Annotated in this window: 17 protein-coding genes; 15 read left to right on the plus strand and 2 right to left on the minus strand. The window is 39.5% G+C overall.

The window, feature by feature from the left end; genetic code table 11:
* Positions 1-105 precede the first annotated feature (105 nt).
* The 4 genes from AACH28_RS25060 to yajC are packed head-to-tail and all read left to right on the plus strand — an operon-like array spanning position 106 to position 3,028.
* Complete coding sequence (locus tag AACH28_RS25060; protein WP_294182569.1) at positions 106-1,185, plus strand: Glu/Leu/Phe/Val dehydrogenase; 1,080 nt, start codon at positions 106-108, stop codon at positions 1,183-1,185.
* Positions 1,186-1,245: 60 nt separating this feature from the next.
* The gene (nusB, locus tag AACH28_RS25065) at positions 1,246-2,193 is read left to right on the plus strand and encodes a transcription antitermination factor NusB (RefSeq protein ID WP_341831846.1); all 948 of its coding nucleotides are present in this window, start codon (positions 1,246-1,248) and stop codon (positions 2,191-2,193) included.
* A gap of 29 nt (positions 2,194-2,222) precedes the next feature.
* Positions 2,223-2,684, plus strand: a complete 462-nt coding sequence (locus AACH28_RS25070) for a DUF1573 domain-containing protein (protein ID WP_336835965.1) — start codon at positions 2,223-2,225, stop codon at positions 2,682-2,684.
* A 26-nt stretch (positions 2,685-2,710) separates the two neighbouring features.
* Positions 2,711-3,028, plus strand: coding sequence for a preprotein translocase subunit YajC (gene yajC, locus AACH28_RS25075; protein WP_293954907.1), 318 nt, complete (start codon positions 2,711-2,713; stop codon positions 3,026-3,028).
* Positions 3,029-3,139: 111 nt separating this feature from the next.
* Here the strand turns inward: yajC and AACH28_RS25080 are convergent, their stop codons facing one another.
* Positions 3,140-3,775, minus strand: a complete 636-nt coding sequence (locus AACH28_RS25080) for a hypothetical protein (protein ID WP_341831847.1) — start codon at positions 3,773-3,775, stop codon at positions 3,140-3,142.
* A gap of 318 nt (positions 3,776-4,093) precedes the next feature.
* On the opposite strand from AACH28_RS25080, the gene AACH28_RS25085 reads away from it, so the two are divergent.
* From AACH28_RS25085 to AACH28_RS25100, 4 genes are read left to right on the plus strand one after another with little or no spacing between them, the layout of a single operon-like run.
* Positions 4,094-5,071, plus strand: a complete 978-nt coding sequence (locus AACH28_RS25085; protein WP_341831848.1) for a BtrH N-terminal domain-containing protein — start codon at positions 4,094-4,096, stop codon at positions 5,069-5,071.
* Positions 5,072-5,120: 49 nt separating this feature from the next.
* On the plus strand, positions 5,121-6,071 hold the full coding sequence (locus tag AACH28_RS25090; protein WP_075993280.1) for a hypothetical protein: 951 nt from the start codon (positions 5,121-5,123) through the stop codon (positions 6,069-6,071).
* A 10-nt stretch (positions 6,072-6,081) separates the two neighbouring features.
* Positions 6,082-6,657: a dephospho-CoA kinase gene (coaE, locus tag AACH28_RS25095; protein ID WP_172840709.1), complete on the plus strand. Its 576-nt coding sequence runs from the start codon at positions 6,082-6,084 to the stop codon at positions 6,655-6,657.
* Position 6,658: 1 nt separating this feature from the next.
* The gene (locus AACH28_RS25100) at positions 6,659-7,615 is read left to right on the plus strand and encodes an exonuclease (protein WP_341831849.1); all 957 of its coding nucleotides are present in this window, start codon (positions 6,659-6,661) and stop codon (positions 7,613-7,615) included.
* A 152-nt stretch (positions 7,616-7,767) separates the two neighbouring features.
* On the opposite strand, the gene AACH28_RS25105 is transcribed toward AACH28_RS25100, so the two are convergent.
* Positions 7,768-8,175 (minus strand): hypothetical protein, encoded by a 408-nt coding sequence (locus tag AACH28_RS25105; RefSeq protein ID WP_075993279.1) that lies wholly within the window; start codon positions 8,173-8,175, stop codon positions 7,768-7,770.
* A gap of 238 nt (positions 8,176-8,413) precedes the next feature.
* On the opposite strand from AACH28_RS25105, the gene dinB reads away from it, so the two are divergent.
* From dinB to AACH28_RS25140, 7 genes are all read left to right on the plus strand, one after another.
* Positions 8,414-9,511, plus strand: a complete 1,098-nt coding sequence (gene dinB, locus AACH28_RS25110; RefSeq protein ID WP_145327044.1) for a DNA polymerase IV — start codon at positions 8,414-8,416, stop codon at positions 9,509-9,511.
* Positions 9,512-9,655: 144 nt separating this feature from the next.
* Positions 9,656-11,782: a DPP IV N-terminal domain-containing protein gene (locus AACH28_RS25115; protein WP_333625461.1), complete on the plus strand. Its 2,127-nt coding sequence runs from the start codon at positions 9,656-9,658 to the stop codon at positions 11,780-11,782.
* Positions 11,783-11,936: 154 nt separating this feature from the next.
* Complete coding sequence (locus tag AACH28_RS25120) at positions 11,937-12,743, plus strand: beta-carotene 15,15'-monooxygenase (protein WP_145327046.1); 807 nt, start codon at positions 11,937-11,939, stop codon at positions 12,741-12,743.
* Positions 12,744-12,758: 15 nt separating this feature from the next.
* Positions 12,759-13,916 carry a 1-deoxy-D-xylulose-5-phosphate reductoisomerase gene (locus AACH28_RS25125; protein WP_153846360.1) on the plus strand — a complete coding sequence of 386 codons (1,158 nt, stop codon included), beginning with the start codon at positions 12,759-12,761 and terminating at the stop codon, positions 13,914-13,916.
* 16 nt (positions 13,917-13,932) lie between these two features.
* On the plus strand, positions 13,933-15,258 hold the full coding sequence (gene rseP / locus AACH28_RS25130) for an RIP metalloprotease RseP (protein WP_088162129.1): 1,326 nt from the start codon (positions 13,933-13,935) through the stop codon (positions 15,256-15,258).
* A gap of 270 nt (positions 15,259-15,528) precedes the next feature.
* Complete coding sequence (locus tag AACH28_RS25135; RefSeq protein WP_046674525.1) at positions 15,529-15,732, plus strand: YwbE family protein; 204 nt, start codon at positions 15,529-15,531, stop codon at positions 15,730-15,732.
* A 251-nt stretch (positions 15,733-15,983) separates the two neighbouring features.
* Positions 15,984-16,361, plus strand: coding sequence for a response regulator (locus AACH28_RS25140; RefSeq protein WP_088162127.1), 378 nt, complete (start codon positions 15,984-15,986; stop codon positions 16,359-16,361).
* Positions 16,362-16,367 lie beyond the last annotated feature (6 nt).

Here is a 16,367-nt window from a genome sequence, read left to right on the forward strand (position 1 = left end):
AATGTTAAGTCTTGGATAAAAAAAGTTGTTATGCACAACGAATAATTTTCCTACTTTTGCATCAAGTACCTTAAAAAATTAAAACAAATTAGAGTAGTACATTTTATGTCAACATCTCAAAATTCTATTTTTGAATTGATGAGCCAGTCTGGCCATCAAAACTTATTTTTCTGTAATGATGAATTGGTGGGCTTGAAAGCTATCGTTGCGATCCATGATACAACCTTAGGGCCAGCGATAGGAGGGGTTCGTATGTTACCTTACGAAAGTACAGAAGAAGCTATTGAGGATGCTTTACGTTTATCCAAGGCCATTACGTATAAATCAGCCATCACTGGATTGAATTTAGGCGGTGGTAGTGCTGTTATTATTGGGAATAGCCGTTTGGACAAATCTGAGGTTTTATTGCGCCGTTTGGGCCAGTTTATTGAAGGATTGAATGGAAATTTCATTGCTTCTTTGGATGTAGGTACCACACAACGCGATTTAGAACATATTTATACCGAAACTGACCATGTTGCTGGTTTACCAAAAGCAATTCATGGCAGTGGTGTCGGTGATCCTTCGATCTTTGCAGCTCAGGGTGTTTATTTTGGTATAAAAGCCTGTTTAAAGGAATTGTACGGATCGGAAAATGTTGCTGGTAAAAAAGTTATTGTGCATGGCGTCGGTGGAGTTGGTGAGCGTTTAATTGCAATGTTACGTGAAGAGAATGCGCGTGTATATGTCAGCGATATTACGGAAGAAAAAATGTTGAAAGTAGCGGCCAAGTACAAAGCTGAGCCAATACCTTACGGTGAAGTATTTGATCACGAATTTGACGTATATTCTCCCTGTGCATTAGGTGGTACGGTAAATCCAGAATCCGCGCAGAAAATGCAATGTAAAATTATTGCCGGTTCGGCGAATAATCAATTGAAAGACGAACATGTTACAAGTTCTATCCTTCATGAAAGAGGTATATTATACGCCCCTGACTATTTGATCAACGCCGGTGCATTAATTGGCTGTTATTCGGAAATTCAAAATTATGGCGTAGATCACACTGAATTTGTGATCAAAAATATTTATAATGCGACTAGAGACGTATTGAAAAAATCAAAAGAAGAGAATATTTCTACTTTTGAAGCGGCTAATCGCATCGCGGAGAAGCGTATCCAGGATATTAAAAAAATCAAGAGATAGTCTTCATCCCAAAATCGTTCTTATTTATTATTTTATAAAAAAATCGTTCTTTAAATTACTATGTTAAACAGGAGACACCTGAGGGTAAAAGTAGTGCAAACGCTTTATGCGTACAGTCTTTCAGAAGATAAAGACATCAAAACATTTGAGAAAGCACTATTAAAAAATGTGGATGAAGTTTATGAGATGTATATGTGGACACTGAATCTTTTAGATGAGGTATCTGATTATGTCTTAATAGATGCAGAGGGTAGGGCTAATAAGTTTTTACCAACTGAAAAAGACTTGTCTTTAACGACCAAGTTAAGTACAAACACTTTTATTGAGTCATTGAGACAAAATCCACAATATGGAGAAGGTGTCAAAAAATATAAGATTTCCTGGAGCTTTGATCCGGAGATCGTGCGTACTGTATTTTTGCAGTTAAAGGATTCTGAAGCTTATTTGGAGTACTTGCAACAAGAAGATCGCTCGATCGGTACGGAAAAGGATATCATCAAGCATATCTTTAAAAAGATCATCTTAAAATCGCCGGTTATTGAGCAGGTTTTTGAAGAAAAATTCATCAACTGGCCGGTAGATAAAGAAGTATTGCAAGCTTTGATCGCGAAGACTTTTAAGAATTTTAGTTCTGAAGATCCACGTAAAAATAAACTTGCAGAAATTACGCAAAACTGGAATGATGATAGCGACTATATTATTGCATTGTTGGGTAAAACAATCCGCAATACAAATGAGTATCAAAAGCTTATCTCGGAGAAAACCAAGAATTGGGAATCAGATCGTATTGCTTTAATGGATACATTATTGATGCGTATGGCAATATGTGAGTTGGTTAATTTTCCATCAATTCCTGTGAAAGTAACAATAAATGAGTATATTGAAATTTCTAAGGTATTCAGTACATTGAAAAGTAATACATTTATTAATGGTATCTTAGATAAAATATTGAACGATCTGAATCAAAAGGGACGAATCCAGAAGGCAGGTCGGGGGTTAAAAGATTAAAACCAAACGCGCATAAATAATTTATACGAATGAAAAACTTTGGCAAATATTCAGTTTTAGCGTTGTCGACAGTACTTTTATTTTCTTGCGGAAATGCACAAAAGGGAAAGGAAGAAGGGACCAAGACAGCGACTGAAACAGCAGCTGCAGATAGCCTTTCTAAGGCAGCAGCACAATTGGGAAAAGTAGAATTTGAAGAGTCTGCATTTGATTTCGGTCAGGTAAAGGAAGGCGCACAGGTAAAACATACCTTTGTGTTGAAAAATTCGGGTGATGCACCTGTTATTATCTCGAAAGTGACTGCTTCATGTGGTTGTACACAGCCTGAGTTTTCGAAAAGTCCTATTTTGCCAGGTGGAAAATCTGAGATCCATGTAACTTTCAATAGTGAAGGACAAGTTGGTAAACAGCAGAAGATCATTACGATTCAATCGAATGCTTCCAATGGCTTAACAACGGTTCAGCTCAAAGGCGAAGTATTAGCAAAATAACACATTATTAAACGATATAATAGAAGATGAACACAGTATTATTACAAGCAGCGGGAGGCAATTTGATGAGTTTTTTACCAATGGTTTTGATTATCGTGGTATTTTATTTCTTCATGATCAGACCGCAAATGAAGAAGCAAAAAGATCACAAAAAATATATTGAAGAACTTGGTGTGAACTCTAAAGTTGTTACGACAGCTGGTATTCATGGCCGTATTGTAGAAGTATCAGACACGACTTTCTTAGTAGACGTAGGTTCGGGTGTAAAAATCCGTTTTGATAAATCAGCAATTGCTTTAGATGCTTCTAAAGCTGTTAACAACACGGAGAAGAGCGCTTCTTAAGCTTTTTCCTAAAAGAAATGAAAGCCAGTTTTCGTAGAAAACTGGCTTTTTTATGCTGTTAATAGAAAGCCCAGGCGGAGCGTTCATATAAATTGCTAGCATAACAATGCTCTAGATTACTCCACAATAAATGGAATTCGAAAAACCGCCATCTAAGGTATCCCATATTCCGACATACACATGGAAATCAGTGGTTTTTCGCTTTAACCGGTCAAATTGGACTGAACAAGAACCTTCACTTACGCTTGCGATAGAAGTTCTTAAATGGGATTCATTAAACGGGTCCAATAATACCAGGTTGATTTTATATACGCTATCACTATATTGATCATCTGCTTCCCAGTTCAGGTCGATTACATCATTGTTGATACTGACTTGGCAGTTGGATAATGGGGTTAGCGAACCAGAAAATAGAAGCAGTCGTTCTGGATTAACAAAAGGGTTATTATCAGCGTCTATTTCGATGGCCTCCTTAAAAATATGTCGTTGTGCCAATTGGAATGCACCTACGCGACTTCCTTTTTCCGCTAAAAACTGGTAACCAAATTCGAGAAGCCGCTTATTATGGCCGGCAAACTTACCGGCTACTTGCTGTTTTTTTCTGTTTAAGAGCTCCGCTGCACTTGGTGGGGAGCTGCGTTTTCTTTTTGGGCCGCGCACCACATTTTGATCCTTCAACATGTAGGCACTCACCGATCCAAATTTACCAATAATAGGTCCATTTGGACCGTTTTGTAAAATTGCCATAGCTATTCCTCTTTTAGTTTATAATTCTTGTATTGATCTTATTATCAATTTACTACTATTTTCTTAATTACTTTAGTGGTAACACTATTTTTACAGGGGATTAACACAGGGTTAGTAGGGGATTGACCCCTGTTATACCCCTGTTAACCCCCTGTAATACCCCTGTAAAACCCCTGTAAACCTAAAACGTAATAGTTGTCAAAAACAATCGTTTTTGCGATGTTATTCTCAACTGTTTTTCATTTGTTTTTAGTGTTTAATACACTGCTGACATCGGGCTGTCGATTGAGGGAGTAACTTTATGAAAAAAAAAACGATATGAAAAATCTTAGACCATTTGATGGGCAGCATTGTGAAACAACGGCAACAGGTACATTACTTGCCCATATAGGCATTGAACTTTCCGAGCCGATGCTTTTTGGACTGGGGGAAGGGCTCAGTTTTATTTATTGGAAAATGAAAACCATGGATTTTCCATTTTTAGGCGGAAGAATAAAACCTGATCTCCTGACAAAGCATATCTGCAAAAATCTCGGTCTAAACCTCAGCGTTCATGAAACTTCTTCAAAAGTAAAAGCTTGGCAGGCTGTACGACAGCTCTTGGATGGGGGGCAACCGGTAGGCTTAAAACTCGATGCCTATCACCTGGAATATTTTACAAAACCCTTTCATTTTGCGGGTCATTATGTAGCTATTTATGGTTATGACCATGATAATGCCTATTTAGTGGATACGAGGCAGCAGGGTGGAAGCGTACGTACATCTCTAGCGAGTTTGGCGCTAGCCAGGACAGAGAAGGGGCCTATGGCGTCTAAAAATCTGTATTACACGATAGCAGGTAGTGGCGGGGATTTGGACCTGAAAGAGGTGCTGATTGCTGCAATGGTCAATAATGCAAAGGAATATCTTGCACCGCCCATCAGCAACATCTCATATAAAGGAATTTTGAAAACTGCTGAGGAATTGACCAAATGGTACAAGACGAGTCGTGCGATTGAAAGTGAGTTTAAAATGGCTGCAAATTTGATGGAAAAGGCAGGTACTGGGGGCGCTATGTTTCGAAATCTATATCGTGACTTTATTAAGGAAAGTTATGATCTGCTCGGAATAGAGCAGATCGCTGCGGTTCATCATGAGTTTGTGCAGATTGCATTATTGTGGACATCCTTGTCGGAATTGTTTAGTCAAATTGCGGAGACAGCCAGTTTTGATGATGTGCAGCAGGCATCAGAAATTTTCAGAACTCTTGCCACAAAAGAGAAAAATGCAATGGAAATATTGCTGTCTTTAAGATGAAATGCAGATAAGAACACAGATTTTTACGCAAATTGATTAAGTTTGTATCATGGCGAATGCAGTTCGAATAAATAAGACCCAACGACGTAAGATTAATGTCTTCGTGCGTTGTGTTGGAATTTCGTTGTTAGCTTGGTTATTGTTTTCGATCTCCAATCAATATACTGTTTCCGTCAAGGCGGCGATTGAATATGTCAATCTTCCCGAGAAACGCGCATTCCACCCCCAGCAATCCGATACGGTAAAGGTGAAGCTGGAGATGACAGGATGGCAATTCCTGTTTTCCAAAGCTGCTTTGGAAACTCCAAAGGTTCAGGTGGACCTAAGCTCTTTAAAAACCAAAGACTGGATTGTTTTTTCCAACCAATTGGGCTTTATCAACCGACAGTTTCCACATGAACAACGCGTGGTGTCAGTTAGCCCAGATACCTTGTTTTTTGATTTTTCCAAACAGACCCAGCGTAAGGTGCCTGTAAAACCCCTTGCAAATATCGGATTTAAACGCGGCTACGGTTTTATCGCTGATACCAAAGTTACACCAGCTTATGTGACAATAACTGGACCTTACGAGGATGTTTCGGCGATTGAGTATTGGGAAACGGATACCGTTCGTGGAAAGGAAGTCGAAACCGACGTTCGGACCGTGGCCAACCTGGCACGTAACCAAAAAGCGAATATCAATGTTTATCCGACTTCGGTCGAGGTGCTTATGCCTGTAGGTGAATTGACCGAGAAAATAATCGAGTTGCCCGTAAAAGTAGAGAATGGCCAACGTTATAGTTCGGTCAGGCTTAGTCCGAGCAAAGTTGTCGTCACCGTTTTGATGTCCGTCAAAGATTATAATAACTATACATCGCGTGATTTTGAGGCTGTGGTAGACCTGGCAGACTGGGAGAAGAATGAGGTGCAATATCTGCCTATTTTGCTGACCAAAGTACCTGACTATTGTAAGGTAATCAGTATTGTCCCTCAAAACGTGGACTTTTTTGTACGTAAATAAAAATATTTTCATGAAGATTGGAATAACAGGCGGAATTGGATCAGGTAAGACATTTATCTGTCAGCTTTTTAAAGCCATGGCTGTACCTGTTTATAATGCTGATGAGGAAGCCAAGAAGCTTATGAATACCGATTTGCGGATCAAAGCACGCTTGATTGCGGAGTTCGGCGAAGAGACCTATAAGGGTGGAAAGCTGGATCGGGCTTTTTTGGCTGAACAGATATTCTCCGACAAGGCGAAGCTCGAACTTGTGAACAGCATTGTACACCCCATCGTTATTCAGGCGGCAAAGGACTGGGCGGAACAGCAAAAGTCACGTTATTCACTCAAAGAGGCTGCTTTGCTTTTTGAAAGTGGGTCCTACAAGGATCTTGATTATACCATACTGGTTACTGCGCCTTTACCCATACGCGTTAAACGTGTCATGGAACGTGATGCTGTTACTGAAGAACAGGTCATGGAGCGAATTAATAAGCAACTATCTGACGAAGAAAAATTAAAATTGGCAGACTTCGTCATCATTAATGATGGAACCACTCCGCTACTACCGCAGGTATGGACTTTGCATCAAAAGTTTCTAAAATAATATGATGTCTACACTATTGGCTGACTTCTTAGTCAGAAAGCCAGAAGGCTATTACTGCCGTTATGGTGATTTTTTTATTGATGCCAGCAATCCCGTTATGCACAATGTCGTTTCTCATGCCCATGGCGATCATGCCAGTTCAGGACACGACTATGTGTATGCCACACAGGCGACCTCACTGTTTATGACTTATCGGTATAAACAAAATCGCAAAGATTCTTATCAGGTCAAATTGTTTAATAGTCCCTTTAAAATAGGTGCGGTCGAAATCACATTTTTACCAGCAGGTCATATACTGGGTTCAGCACAGATTCTAATGGAATATCGGGGGGTACGTTACTTGTACACCGGCGATTATAAATTACAAACTGATGATACCTGTGAACCGATCGAAGTGCATCAGGCCGATGTCCTCATTACGGAAAGTACCTTTGCAAATCCCGAGATTATCCATCCCGATCCGGCGGAGGAGATAAAAAAACTTGATGGGCATGCCAGTAATATCTTATTAGGTACTTATGTGTTGGGCAAGGCGCAGCGAATTACTGATTTGATCAACAGGTACTGCCCGGATCGAAAAGTGCTTGTGCATAGTGGAATATTGCCCTACCATCGCCTTTATGATCAACACGGGCTGAAGAAGTTAGACTATGAGCCCTACAACAGAAAAGAAATGAAACAGGGCGAACAGAACAAAGTGTACTTGGTACCGCCGATGACCTTCAATAGTTATTTTAGGGCGACCAAAGTATTACGCGCATTTGCCTCAGGCTGGAAACGTTTACAGGCACAGAATGATATCGAGCTGTATATTTCTGATCATGTGGACTGGAATGACATTCTTCAGTACATTAAAATGGTAAATCCCAAAGAAGTTTGGACACTACACGGCGACGGAAGCATTTTAAAACGTTATTTTAACGAAAAATTGATCGTCCGGGATGTGCTTTCTGCATAAATAGGCCTTTTCGAAAAATCTTCTATCGGAAACGCAAATGCGGCGGACAATAAGCAGCTCATGGAAGGACACCCCTACAATAGTGTACTGATGTAGTTTAACTTATTTAAACGGAACTTCGATAACTCCGCTGGTAAACCTAGCGGAGTTCGCTATTTCATATTGACAATTTTGTCAACGATATAAACCGTGTTTCCTCGCCAGGGAAGCACACCGTGATATTCTTTGTAGCGCAGATCGAAGTATTTTCCACTATTTAGCTCCAACTGACGGAATATTGAATCATCTTCAATAGAAAATTCAAATTGATTGCTGGCGATACCACCCGTTTTGATACTTCCAAATCCCTCCTGGATGAGCTTGCCTTCGTAGGTCTTGAAAATATTGCCCTTTTTTACAGCATAATTAAGATAACCGGATTTTACACCTTCACCGAATACATAGTAATACTTCCAGTAAACATAGGAACCAGCCCCCACAAGGAGGAAAAGGATCAGCAGGAGTAAGAACTTCTTAAATCCGGATTTTTTCGGTTTTTGTTCAGGTAAATTTTCCATCATGTGTGCTAATTAAAACCATTTAATGCAGTGACTAGGACTATGCGCCGAAATGATGATTTTTCTGTCCAACGGATAGTTTCACCTAAAGATAAATAATTAACAGCATAATGACGAATGCATTACACCTAGATTAACGGTTGGCGAGCCTAGTGATTGTCGTTTTGTGCTGTATTGCTAATTCTATTAGTTATTTTTCGGTTTTCTTAGTCTATAATGCTAATTTTTGTAAATTTGGATCATGGATCCCGAACAGGTACATCGTAAGATTATTCATTTGGATATGGATGCATTTTATGCCTCTGTAGATCAGCGTGATTTTCCCGAATATCGGGGAAAAGCGATTGCGGTAGGTGGTTCCCCGGATGGGAGGGGAGTAGTTGCAACGGCCAGTTACGAAGCGCGAAAGTTTGGCGTCAAATCTGCTATGAGCTCCCGAAAGGCTCTTCAGTTGTGCCCCCATATTATCTTTACCTATCCTCGCTTTGATGTTTATCGTCAGGTTTCATACCAAATTCGGGAGATTTTTCTCCGTTATACGGATTTAATCGAGCCACTTTCCCTGGATGAAGCTTTTTTGGATGTGACCATAGACAAACAGGGTATTGGTTCAGCTATTGATATCGCCAAAGCCATTAAAGAGGCTATCAAAGAAGAGTTGAATCTGACCGTCTCTGCTGGTGTTTCCGTCAATAAATTTGTTGCAAAGATTGCTTCGGATATGGACAAGCCCAACGGCTTAACATTTATAGGTCCTTCGAAAATTGTCAAGTTCATGGAGTCATTGCCCGTGGATAAGTTTTTTGGCGTAGGTAAGGTGACTGCAAAAAAAATGCATGAACTGGGGCTTTTTACTGGACTTGATTTAAAAAAACAGCGTGAAGAGGACCTCGTGCGTTGGTTTGGAAAGACTGGGCACTTTTTTTACCGTATCGTACGCGGGATCGACGACCGTCCTGTTGTTCCCAATCGCAGCAGTAAATCGGTCGGCATTGAGGATACGTTTGGCGAGGATGTAGAAGCATTTGAAGAATTAAATACCATTTTGCAACGGCTCTGCAAACAGTTGTGGACACGCATCGGGAAAAAGGAAATCTCTGGAAGAACCTTAACCATAAAAATTAAATATGCCGATTTTGTTCAGTTGACACGGAGTATAACCTTAGAAAATAGTTTTGATTCGGAAGACAAAATTTACGCCACTGCCCATAGTTTGTTGAGCAAGGTTGAGCTGGTGAACAAAGTGAGGTTGTTGGGTGTTTCGATATCAAATTTTGTGGAAGAAGCTGATTTTCCAAAGGAAGGTATACAGCTAACACTTTTCGAGCATCGTCCTTAGCAAGGAATCATCCGGTTTAATTAAGTCTTTGGCAAGCCGTTTGGTCCGCGCAATCTGAATTAAGCTTGTTACAGGCAAAATCGTCGTTATTTGTCACAATTCTTTATCTTAGCCAAAATAATTAATAAACATATCCAAAAATTAATGAATACGGTTTCAAGAGTACTCTTAGGTGCGTCTATCGTTTTTTTAGTGCATGAGGTTGGTTTTGCACAAAAGAAATTGGATTTTGCACAGTCCTGGGGGCAAAAGCCATCGTTGACAGTTCGCACGAATCAGTATCCTGGCTGGGCAGACGGGACAGCTTATCTGGAAAATGATGTAAATGATGGTCGTTTATATCAGGTTAACATTAAATCAGGTCACAGAAGCATTTATACAGTTCCTCCTAAAGAAGGGACGGTTGTCTATGTCGAAAACAATGATATCTTCCTGAAAAGTACAGATGGTGTAGCCAAGAAGCTGACCAACTCTCCTGATGTTGCGGAACAGAATCCGACCTTATCGCCGGATGGTAAATATGTTGCCTTTACCCGCAAAAGCAATTTATATAGCGTGGACGTGACTTCGGGAAAGGAAATGCAATATACAAATGATGGTACCGACGTTATTTACAATGGTTGGTCATCTTGGGTATATTACGAGGAAATTCTTGGGCGTCCAACAAAATACAAAGCCTTTTGGTGGTCTCCAGACAGCCGTAAAATCGCCTTCATGCGTTTCGATGATACCAAGGTTCCTATGTTTCCGATTTATTCGTCCAAAGGCCAGCATGGTTACCTGGAGGAGACAAGATACCCCAAAGCTGGAGACCCAAATCCGGAAGTGAAGGTGGGTATCGTTCATCTCGATGGGGGGAACGTTACCTGGGCTGATTTCAACGAAAAAGATGATCAGTATTTTGGGCAGCCTTATTGGGCCTTTGATAGCAAAAATGTGATGGTGCAGTGGATGAACAGGGATCAGAACAATTTGAAGTTTTATCAAGTGGATCCGAATTCTGGTTCGAAAAAAGAAATCTACGACGAGCGTCAGGCTTCATGGATCAATTTGGATCACGATGAGCGTATCACCTATCTTGCGGACAACAAATATTATATCTTAAAATCGGATAAGACGGGCTGGGCGCATTACTACCTCTATAAATTGGATGGAACATTGGTCAATCCAATTACTTCCGGCGAATGGCAGGTAACCGAATTAAAACGGATTGATGAAAAAAATAAGGTGATCTATTTTACCGCACGTAAAGAAAACTCGGCACGTTTTGATTTGTACCGCGTGGATTATTCGGGTAAAAACTTAAAACGTCTGACTTTCGGTGAATACTCACACGATGTCAATGTATCGCCTGATGGCAAGTATTTTATTACCAAATACTCCAATGTGAGTACACCCGATCGGTTTGCTTTGTTGGATAACCAAGGTAAAGTCGTCCGTCAGTTAGCAGATAGTAAAGCGGCTGATTTTGCTTCGTATACGTATGGTAAAACCGAATACCTACATCTTAAATCAGATGATGGTTTGTTCGATCTTCCATTGACAATTACTTATCCGACAAATTTTGATAAATCAAAAGTTTACCCTGTTGTTTTCAGTATCTATGGTGGTCCTGATGCTGGAACGGTAAAAGATACCTGGAAAGGAACGAATAATCAATATTGGGCTAATGAAGGAATTATTCAAGTCTCTGCAGATCACCGGGCATCTGGTCATTTTGGTAAACAAGGTGTTGCTTATATGCACCGCAATCTTGGTCACTGGGAGATTATTGATTATTCAACGATTGTTAAATGGTTAAAATCGCAACCTTGGGTAGCTAAAAACAAAGTGCTTATCACCGGGCATAGCTACGGAGGTTATATGACTTGTTTAGCGATGACGAAGGCCGCAGATGTATTTGATTTTGGTATTGCCGGTGCACCCGTAACCTCATGGGATCTGTACGATAGCCATTATACGGAAAGATGGATGGATACGCCTCAAGACAATCCTGAAGGCTATAAAGCTGGTTCTGTGTTAACCTATGCAAATAACTATAAAGGCGTTTTGCGTATTATGCATGGCGATATGGATGATAATGTTCATTTACAGAATACAATCCAACTTGTTGATAAATTGACAGATCGAAGTGTTCCTTTTGAGTTGATGATCTATCCGGGAAGCCGTCATGGATTTGACCGTTCGAAAAGTAAATATGATTCTAATGAGCGTGCGCGTTTCTACTACCAATACTTATTGGAGAAGCCGCTTCCCAAAGAATTTAAATAGGGATAGTTCAATATACCCTATAGAATCCCCTGTCCATTCGGATAGGGGATTTTTTTTTATGTTAAATATTATAAAAAAAATGATTTTTATGGGAGTGTAAATTGTTGAAAATTAAAAAATATGGCATCTTTGTAGAAGTTTATTCAAAGAAAAAATGATTCAATTCCTAAAGGAAAGTACTTTTGCTGTTAATGAGGTTTTTAATAAGTCATGGGAGTTGCTGAAAAGACATTATTTTTCAGTGGCAGGGCTTTGTTTTTTACTGTTCGTGACCTCCGGACTCTCTAATTATCTCGCGACCACCATCAGTGATTTCAATGTGGTATTGAGTGGTTTTATGGCATTTTTTTTCATGGTGATGTATTTCGGATTGAATATGACTTTATTTAAGTATATCTTAAGTCTGATTGATGGAAATCATGATAAGAAATTGATCCAATGCATCCCTAGTTCTAAGGAGCTCGCCTATTTTTTTGGCGCAATGTTAAGTATAATGGTGCTCTCCATAGCACTCCTGATGATTTTAGGAGCCATTTCTTTACCATTTCTTTATCTATTTGAAAATGGTGACAATCGGATGGAGTTGATGAGCAACTTTACGATGTTTGTTGTTTTTGTCGCGGCAATATTGACTTTCATCTTGATTATTAGAGTGGCATTTTATCCATTTTTCATTATTGATAAACACGCGGGCACATTGAGGTCATTACGCTTCAGTTTTGCACTGACAAAGGGCAATGTATTCAAACTATTATTGATTTTGGCTGTATTTGCTTTTTTTCAGTTATTGCAGATGTATTTTAATTATTTAGAATATTACATAATTTTTATTATTTTGAACCTCGTGAGTTCTTTCTTGGTGGTACCTTTGGCTAGTATTGTTGTTTCGGTCGCTTACCGATCCATGATGGCGGATTACCATGGGGGAGAGGATCCAAAGATTTTAAATAATATATTTTAATTAATAGCAAAGGTTTTGAGTAAAAAAGGAATTGCCATTTTAGGGGCAACGGGAAGTATAGGTACACAAGCCTTGGATGTGATTAGAGCCTTTCCTACTAAATTTGAAGCAATCGTTCTGACCTGTGGTAGCAATGCCACATTGTTGGTTAAACAGGCCTTGGAGTTTAAGCCCAAAGCGGTTGTTGTAACGGATTACCTTCAGTACAGTTATGTGCAGGATGCTTTAAAAGGACATGATATCGCTGTTCTTTTGGGAGAAGCAGGACTGGTTGAAGTGGTGCAGTACGAAGAAGTAGATGTTGTTTTGAATGCGATCGTTGGATCTGCGGGATTAAAACCCACTGTTAAAGCAATTCAATCGAAAAAAGATATTGCGCTGGCCAATAAGGAGACGCTGGTTGTCGCCGGTGAGCTGATTATGGCTTTAGTGAAAGAATATGGTGTACGCATGCTTCCTGTAGATTCGGAGCATTCGGCGATTTTCCAGTGTTTGGCTGGAGAGGAGCATAATCCAATCGAGAAGATATATATCACAGCTTCCGGAGGACCCTTTCGTGGTAAAAAGAGAGCAGATCTTCTCGCAGTGACTAAGGCTGAAGCCTTGAAACATCCCAATTGGTCGATGGGTGCTAAAATTACAATTGACTCGGCGTCCTTGATGAATAAAGGGCTAGAAGTGATTGAAGCAAAATGGCTCTTTAATCTGTCAATAGATCAGGTCGATGTGATTGTACATCCCCAATCTATTGTACATTCGCTGGTCCAGTTTCAGGATGGATCCATGAAGGCCCAAATGGGGGTTCCTGATATGAAATTGCCGATCCAGTATGCACTGACCTATCCGGCACGTTTTGAAAACAGTTTTGAGCGATTTAATTTCATGGACTATCCAACGCTCAGTTTTGAAAAAGCAGACATGGAAACTTTTCGGAATTTGGCACTTGCCTATGAGAGCCTTCGTGCCGGCGGAAATAGAAGCTGTGTATTAAATGCAGCCAATGAAGTTGTTGTGGATGCCTTCCTGAAAGATCAAGTTGGGTTTTTGGAAATGAGTGATATTATTGAACAGACATTAGGTAAAGTAGAATTCATTGCGACACCGACGCTGGATGATTATCTGGAGACGGATCGTGTCGCAAGATTAATAACAAAGGAAATAATCAAAGATTAAATTTTAAAAAGCATACATGGGTGTTTTAATTATGGTCGGACAAGTGATTTTAGGCTTGTCAATTTTAATTGTTCTACATGAGTTAGGACATTTCTTAGCAGCACGTGCATTTGGTATCAAGGTGGAAAAATTTTATCTGTTCTTTGATGCCTGGGGAGTGAAATTATTTAAATTCAATTATAAAGGATGTGAATATGGTATTGGCTGGTTGCCTTTAGGTGGTTATGTCAAGATTGCGGGTATGATCGACGAATCGATGGATACTGAGCAATTAAAGGGTGAGCCACAACCTTGGGAATTTAGATCAAAACCAGCTTGGCAACGTTTAATCGTTATGCTTGGGGGGATTATTGTCAATATTGTGGTCGGCGTTGTTGTCTTTTGGATGCTGACTTTTAAAATGGGCAATACAGATATCAAAATGGATCAGCTGGTAAACGGTATTGTTCCGGGATCCATTGGTGAATCCATTGGTTTGAAAGCTGGCGATAAAGTGATTTCAATAGACGGGCACCGTATCGAAAATTACTCGGAGTTGATCAGTTCTAAAGTATTGATGGGCGGAGTGGCACTTACAGTTGAGCGCAATGGTGCAACAACAGAAGTAAAAGTTCCAGCCGATTTATTGAACACGCTTTCAGATAAGAAAGGGGAAAAGTTCATCGAGCCACGTGTTAAAACAACAAGTGTTGCTGAAGTATCACCTGGATCGGCAGCAAGTAAAATGGGTTTTGTGAAAGGCGACAGCATTATTGCGGTGAATGAGGTACAGGTTCCTTTCTTCGACGAGTTTAAAGCACAAATAAAAGCGAATATCAATAAAGCTGTAGCGATTAAAGTTTTACGCAAAGGAACTGAAGTTTCATTGCAAGGGAATGTTCCTGCGGATGCCATGCTGGGAATAGGCATTAATCGTGATTATTCCATCAAATCTTTTACAACGCAATATAGCTTGATGGAGGCATTTCCAATCGGCGCTAAAAAAGCATTTACCGTGATTACGGACAACGCCAAAGGATTTGGCAAGATTTTCAAAGGGGAGGTACGTGCCGATAAAGCATTATCTGGTCCTATTGGAATTGCGACCCTGTTCGGCACAGAAGTGGACTGGATCCGTTTTTGGTCCTTAGTAGGGATGTTGTCTATGGCATTGGCATTTATGAACCTATTGCCTATTCCAGCTTTGGATGGCGGTCACGTATTGTTCTTGTTGGTTGAAATGATACAAGGTAAGCCATTGAGCGAAAAATTCCTGGAGAAAGCACAAATGGTCGGTTTCTTTATTTTATTGGCTTTAATGGTCTTTATATTCGGAAACGATATTTTTAAGCTATTTAAATAAATTCAATTGGTCAAACAGCCAATATGCTGATGGCCTACATCCCATAAAAAAAGGCTTAAAGCCAATCATGGTCGGAAGAAATTCCGACCATTTTTTATGGTAAGGAGGTATTGAATAAAATAGCCTGCAGTTCGGTTTATACCATTCATCTACGCTATTGGGTTTCATTTGCTTTCATTGTACCTGTTCCAAAATACGAGACGAAGGTTTTTCTAACAATAAATTGTTTATTTATATTGCATTTAAAAAACAATTTTTCTAAGTTTGACCATGGATGGAAGAAATAGAGCAGATGTAAAGCCAGGCATGTTGGTGAATATAATCTTAAAAAAGGACCAACGTACAGGAAATTTAACAGAAGGCATTGTGAAAGACTTGCTGACATCATCCTCATATCATTCGAGGGGAATTAAAGTCAGGTTGACGGATGGCCAAGTAGGAAGAGTGGCTGAAATTATTGAAGATGATTTTTAAGGTATAGGCTACCGATCTTTATTTCTCTTTACTTAATCTTTTCTAACGGTATTGACACGGAGAGATTTACTACCTATGATGTTCTTATTGTATAAATCAAACTAAAAGCTTGTTGGATTGTTAATAGTGAACATTTTGAAATAAAATTTGTATAATAACATAATTATTGCTAACTTTTTTCTGTATTTTTTATTTTATTACATATTTATATAATATTGTTTTTATAATTATTAAAATGATAGCTTTTTCAAATGGATACCAAAAATAAATGTACGGTTGTCTACGCAGATGATGCGCTGATTCATCATGTGTTGATGCGAGCTATGGCTCAATCTCATTTATTGGATTTGGTTTATTGTGCTTCCAATGGTAGGGATTTAATCGACTACCTCGATGAAAATGAGCACGAACTTCCTGAAATATGTATATTAGATCTGCATATGCCTGTATTAAACGGGATAGAAACGGCAAAAATCATACGGGAGAGGTTTCCCTCTATTCGAATATTTGGGCTGACATCAAGTAGTGATGAAAATGAACGGATGGAATTGCGGGACGCTGGGGCAGAAGAGATCTTTTCGAAAGAACAGATGCCACTATTAATGAAACAACTTGCTCCTAGCATATAGCTATAA

The organism is Sphingobacterium thalpophilum (genome assembly GCF_038396785.1).
Taxonomy (GTDB): Bacteria; Bacteroidota; Bacteroidia; order Sphingobacteriales; family Sphingobacteriaceae; genus Sphingobacterium; species Sphingobacterium thalpophilum_A.

Bases quoted from the DNA above. Each gene is read 5' to 3' on its own strand.
- AACH28_RS25060 (WP_294182569.1), top strand. From the start codon at position 106: ATGTCAACATCTCAAAATTCTATTTTTGAATTGATGAGCCAGTCTGGC.
- nusB (WP_341831846.1), top strand. From the start codon at position 1,246: ATGTTAAACAGGAGACACCTGAGGGTAAAAGTAGTGCAAACGCTTTAT.
- AACH28_RS25070 (WP_336835965.1), top strand. From the start codon at position 2,223: ATGAAAAACTTTGGCAAATATTCAGTTTTAGCGTTGTCGACAGTACTT.
- yajC (WP_293954907.1), top strand. From the start codon at position 2,711: ATGAACACAGTATTATTACAAGCAGCGGGAGGCAATTTGATGAGTTTT.
- AACH28_RS25080 (WP_341831847.1), bottom strand. From the start codon at position 3,775: ATGGCAATTTTACAAAACGGTCCAAATGGACCTATTATTGGTAAATTT.
- AACH28_RS25085 (WP_341831848.1), top strand. From the start codon at position 4,094: ATGAAAAATCTTAGACCATTTGATGGGCAGCATTGTGAAACAACGGCA.
- AACH28_RS25090 (WP_075993280.1), top strand. From the start codon at position 5,121: ATGGCGAATGCAGTTCGAATAAATAAGACCCAACGACGTAAGATTAAT.
- coaE (WP_172840709.1), top strand. From the start codon at position 6,082: ATGAAGATTGGAATAACAGGCGGAATTGGATCAGGTAAGACATTTATC.
- AACH28_RS25100 (WP_341831849.1), top strand. From the start codon at position 6,659: ATGATGTCTACACTATTGGCTGACTTCTTAGTCAGAAAGCCAGAAGGC.
- AACH28_RS25105 (WP_075993279.1), bottom strand. From the start codon at position 8,175: ATGATGGAAAATTTACCTGAACAAAAACCGAAAAAATCCGGATTTAAG.
- dinB (WP_145327044.1), top strand. From the start codon at position 8,414: ATGGATCCCGAACAGGTACATCGTAAGATTATTCATTTGGATATGGAT.
- AACH28_RS25115 (WP_333625461.1), top strand. From the start codon at position 9,656: ATGAATACGGTTTCAAGAGTACTCTTAGGTGCGTCTATCGTTTTTTTA.
- AACH28_RS25120 (WP_145327046.1), top strand. From the start codon at position 11,937: ATGATTCAATTCCTAAAGGAAAGTACTTTTGCTGTTAATGAGGTTTTT.
- rseP (WP_088162129.1), top strand. From the start codon at position 13,933: ATGGGTGTTTTAATTATGGTCGGACAAGTGATTTTAGGCTTGTCAATT.
- AACH28_RS25135 (WP_046674525.1), top strand. From the start codon at position 15,529: ATGGATGGAAGAAATAGAGCAGATGTAAAGCCAGGCATGTTGGTGAAT.
- AACH28_RS25140 (WP_088162127.1), top strand. From the start codon at position 15,984: ATGGATACCAAAAATAAATGTACGGTTGTCTACGCAGATGATGCGCTG.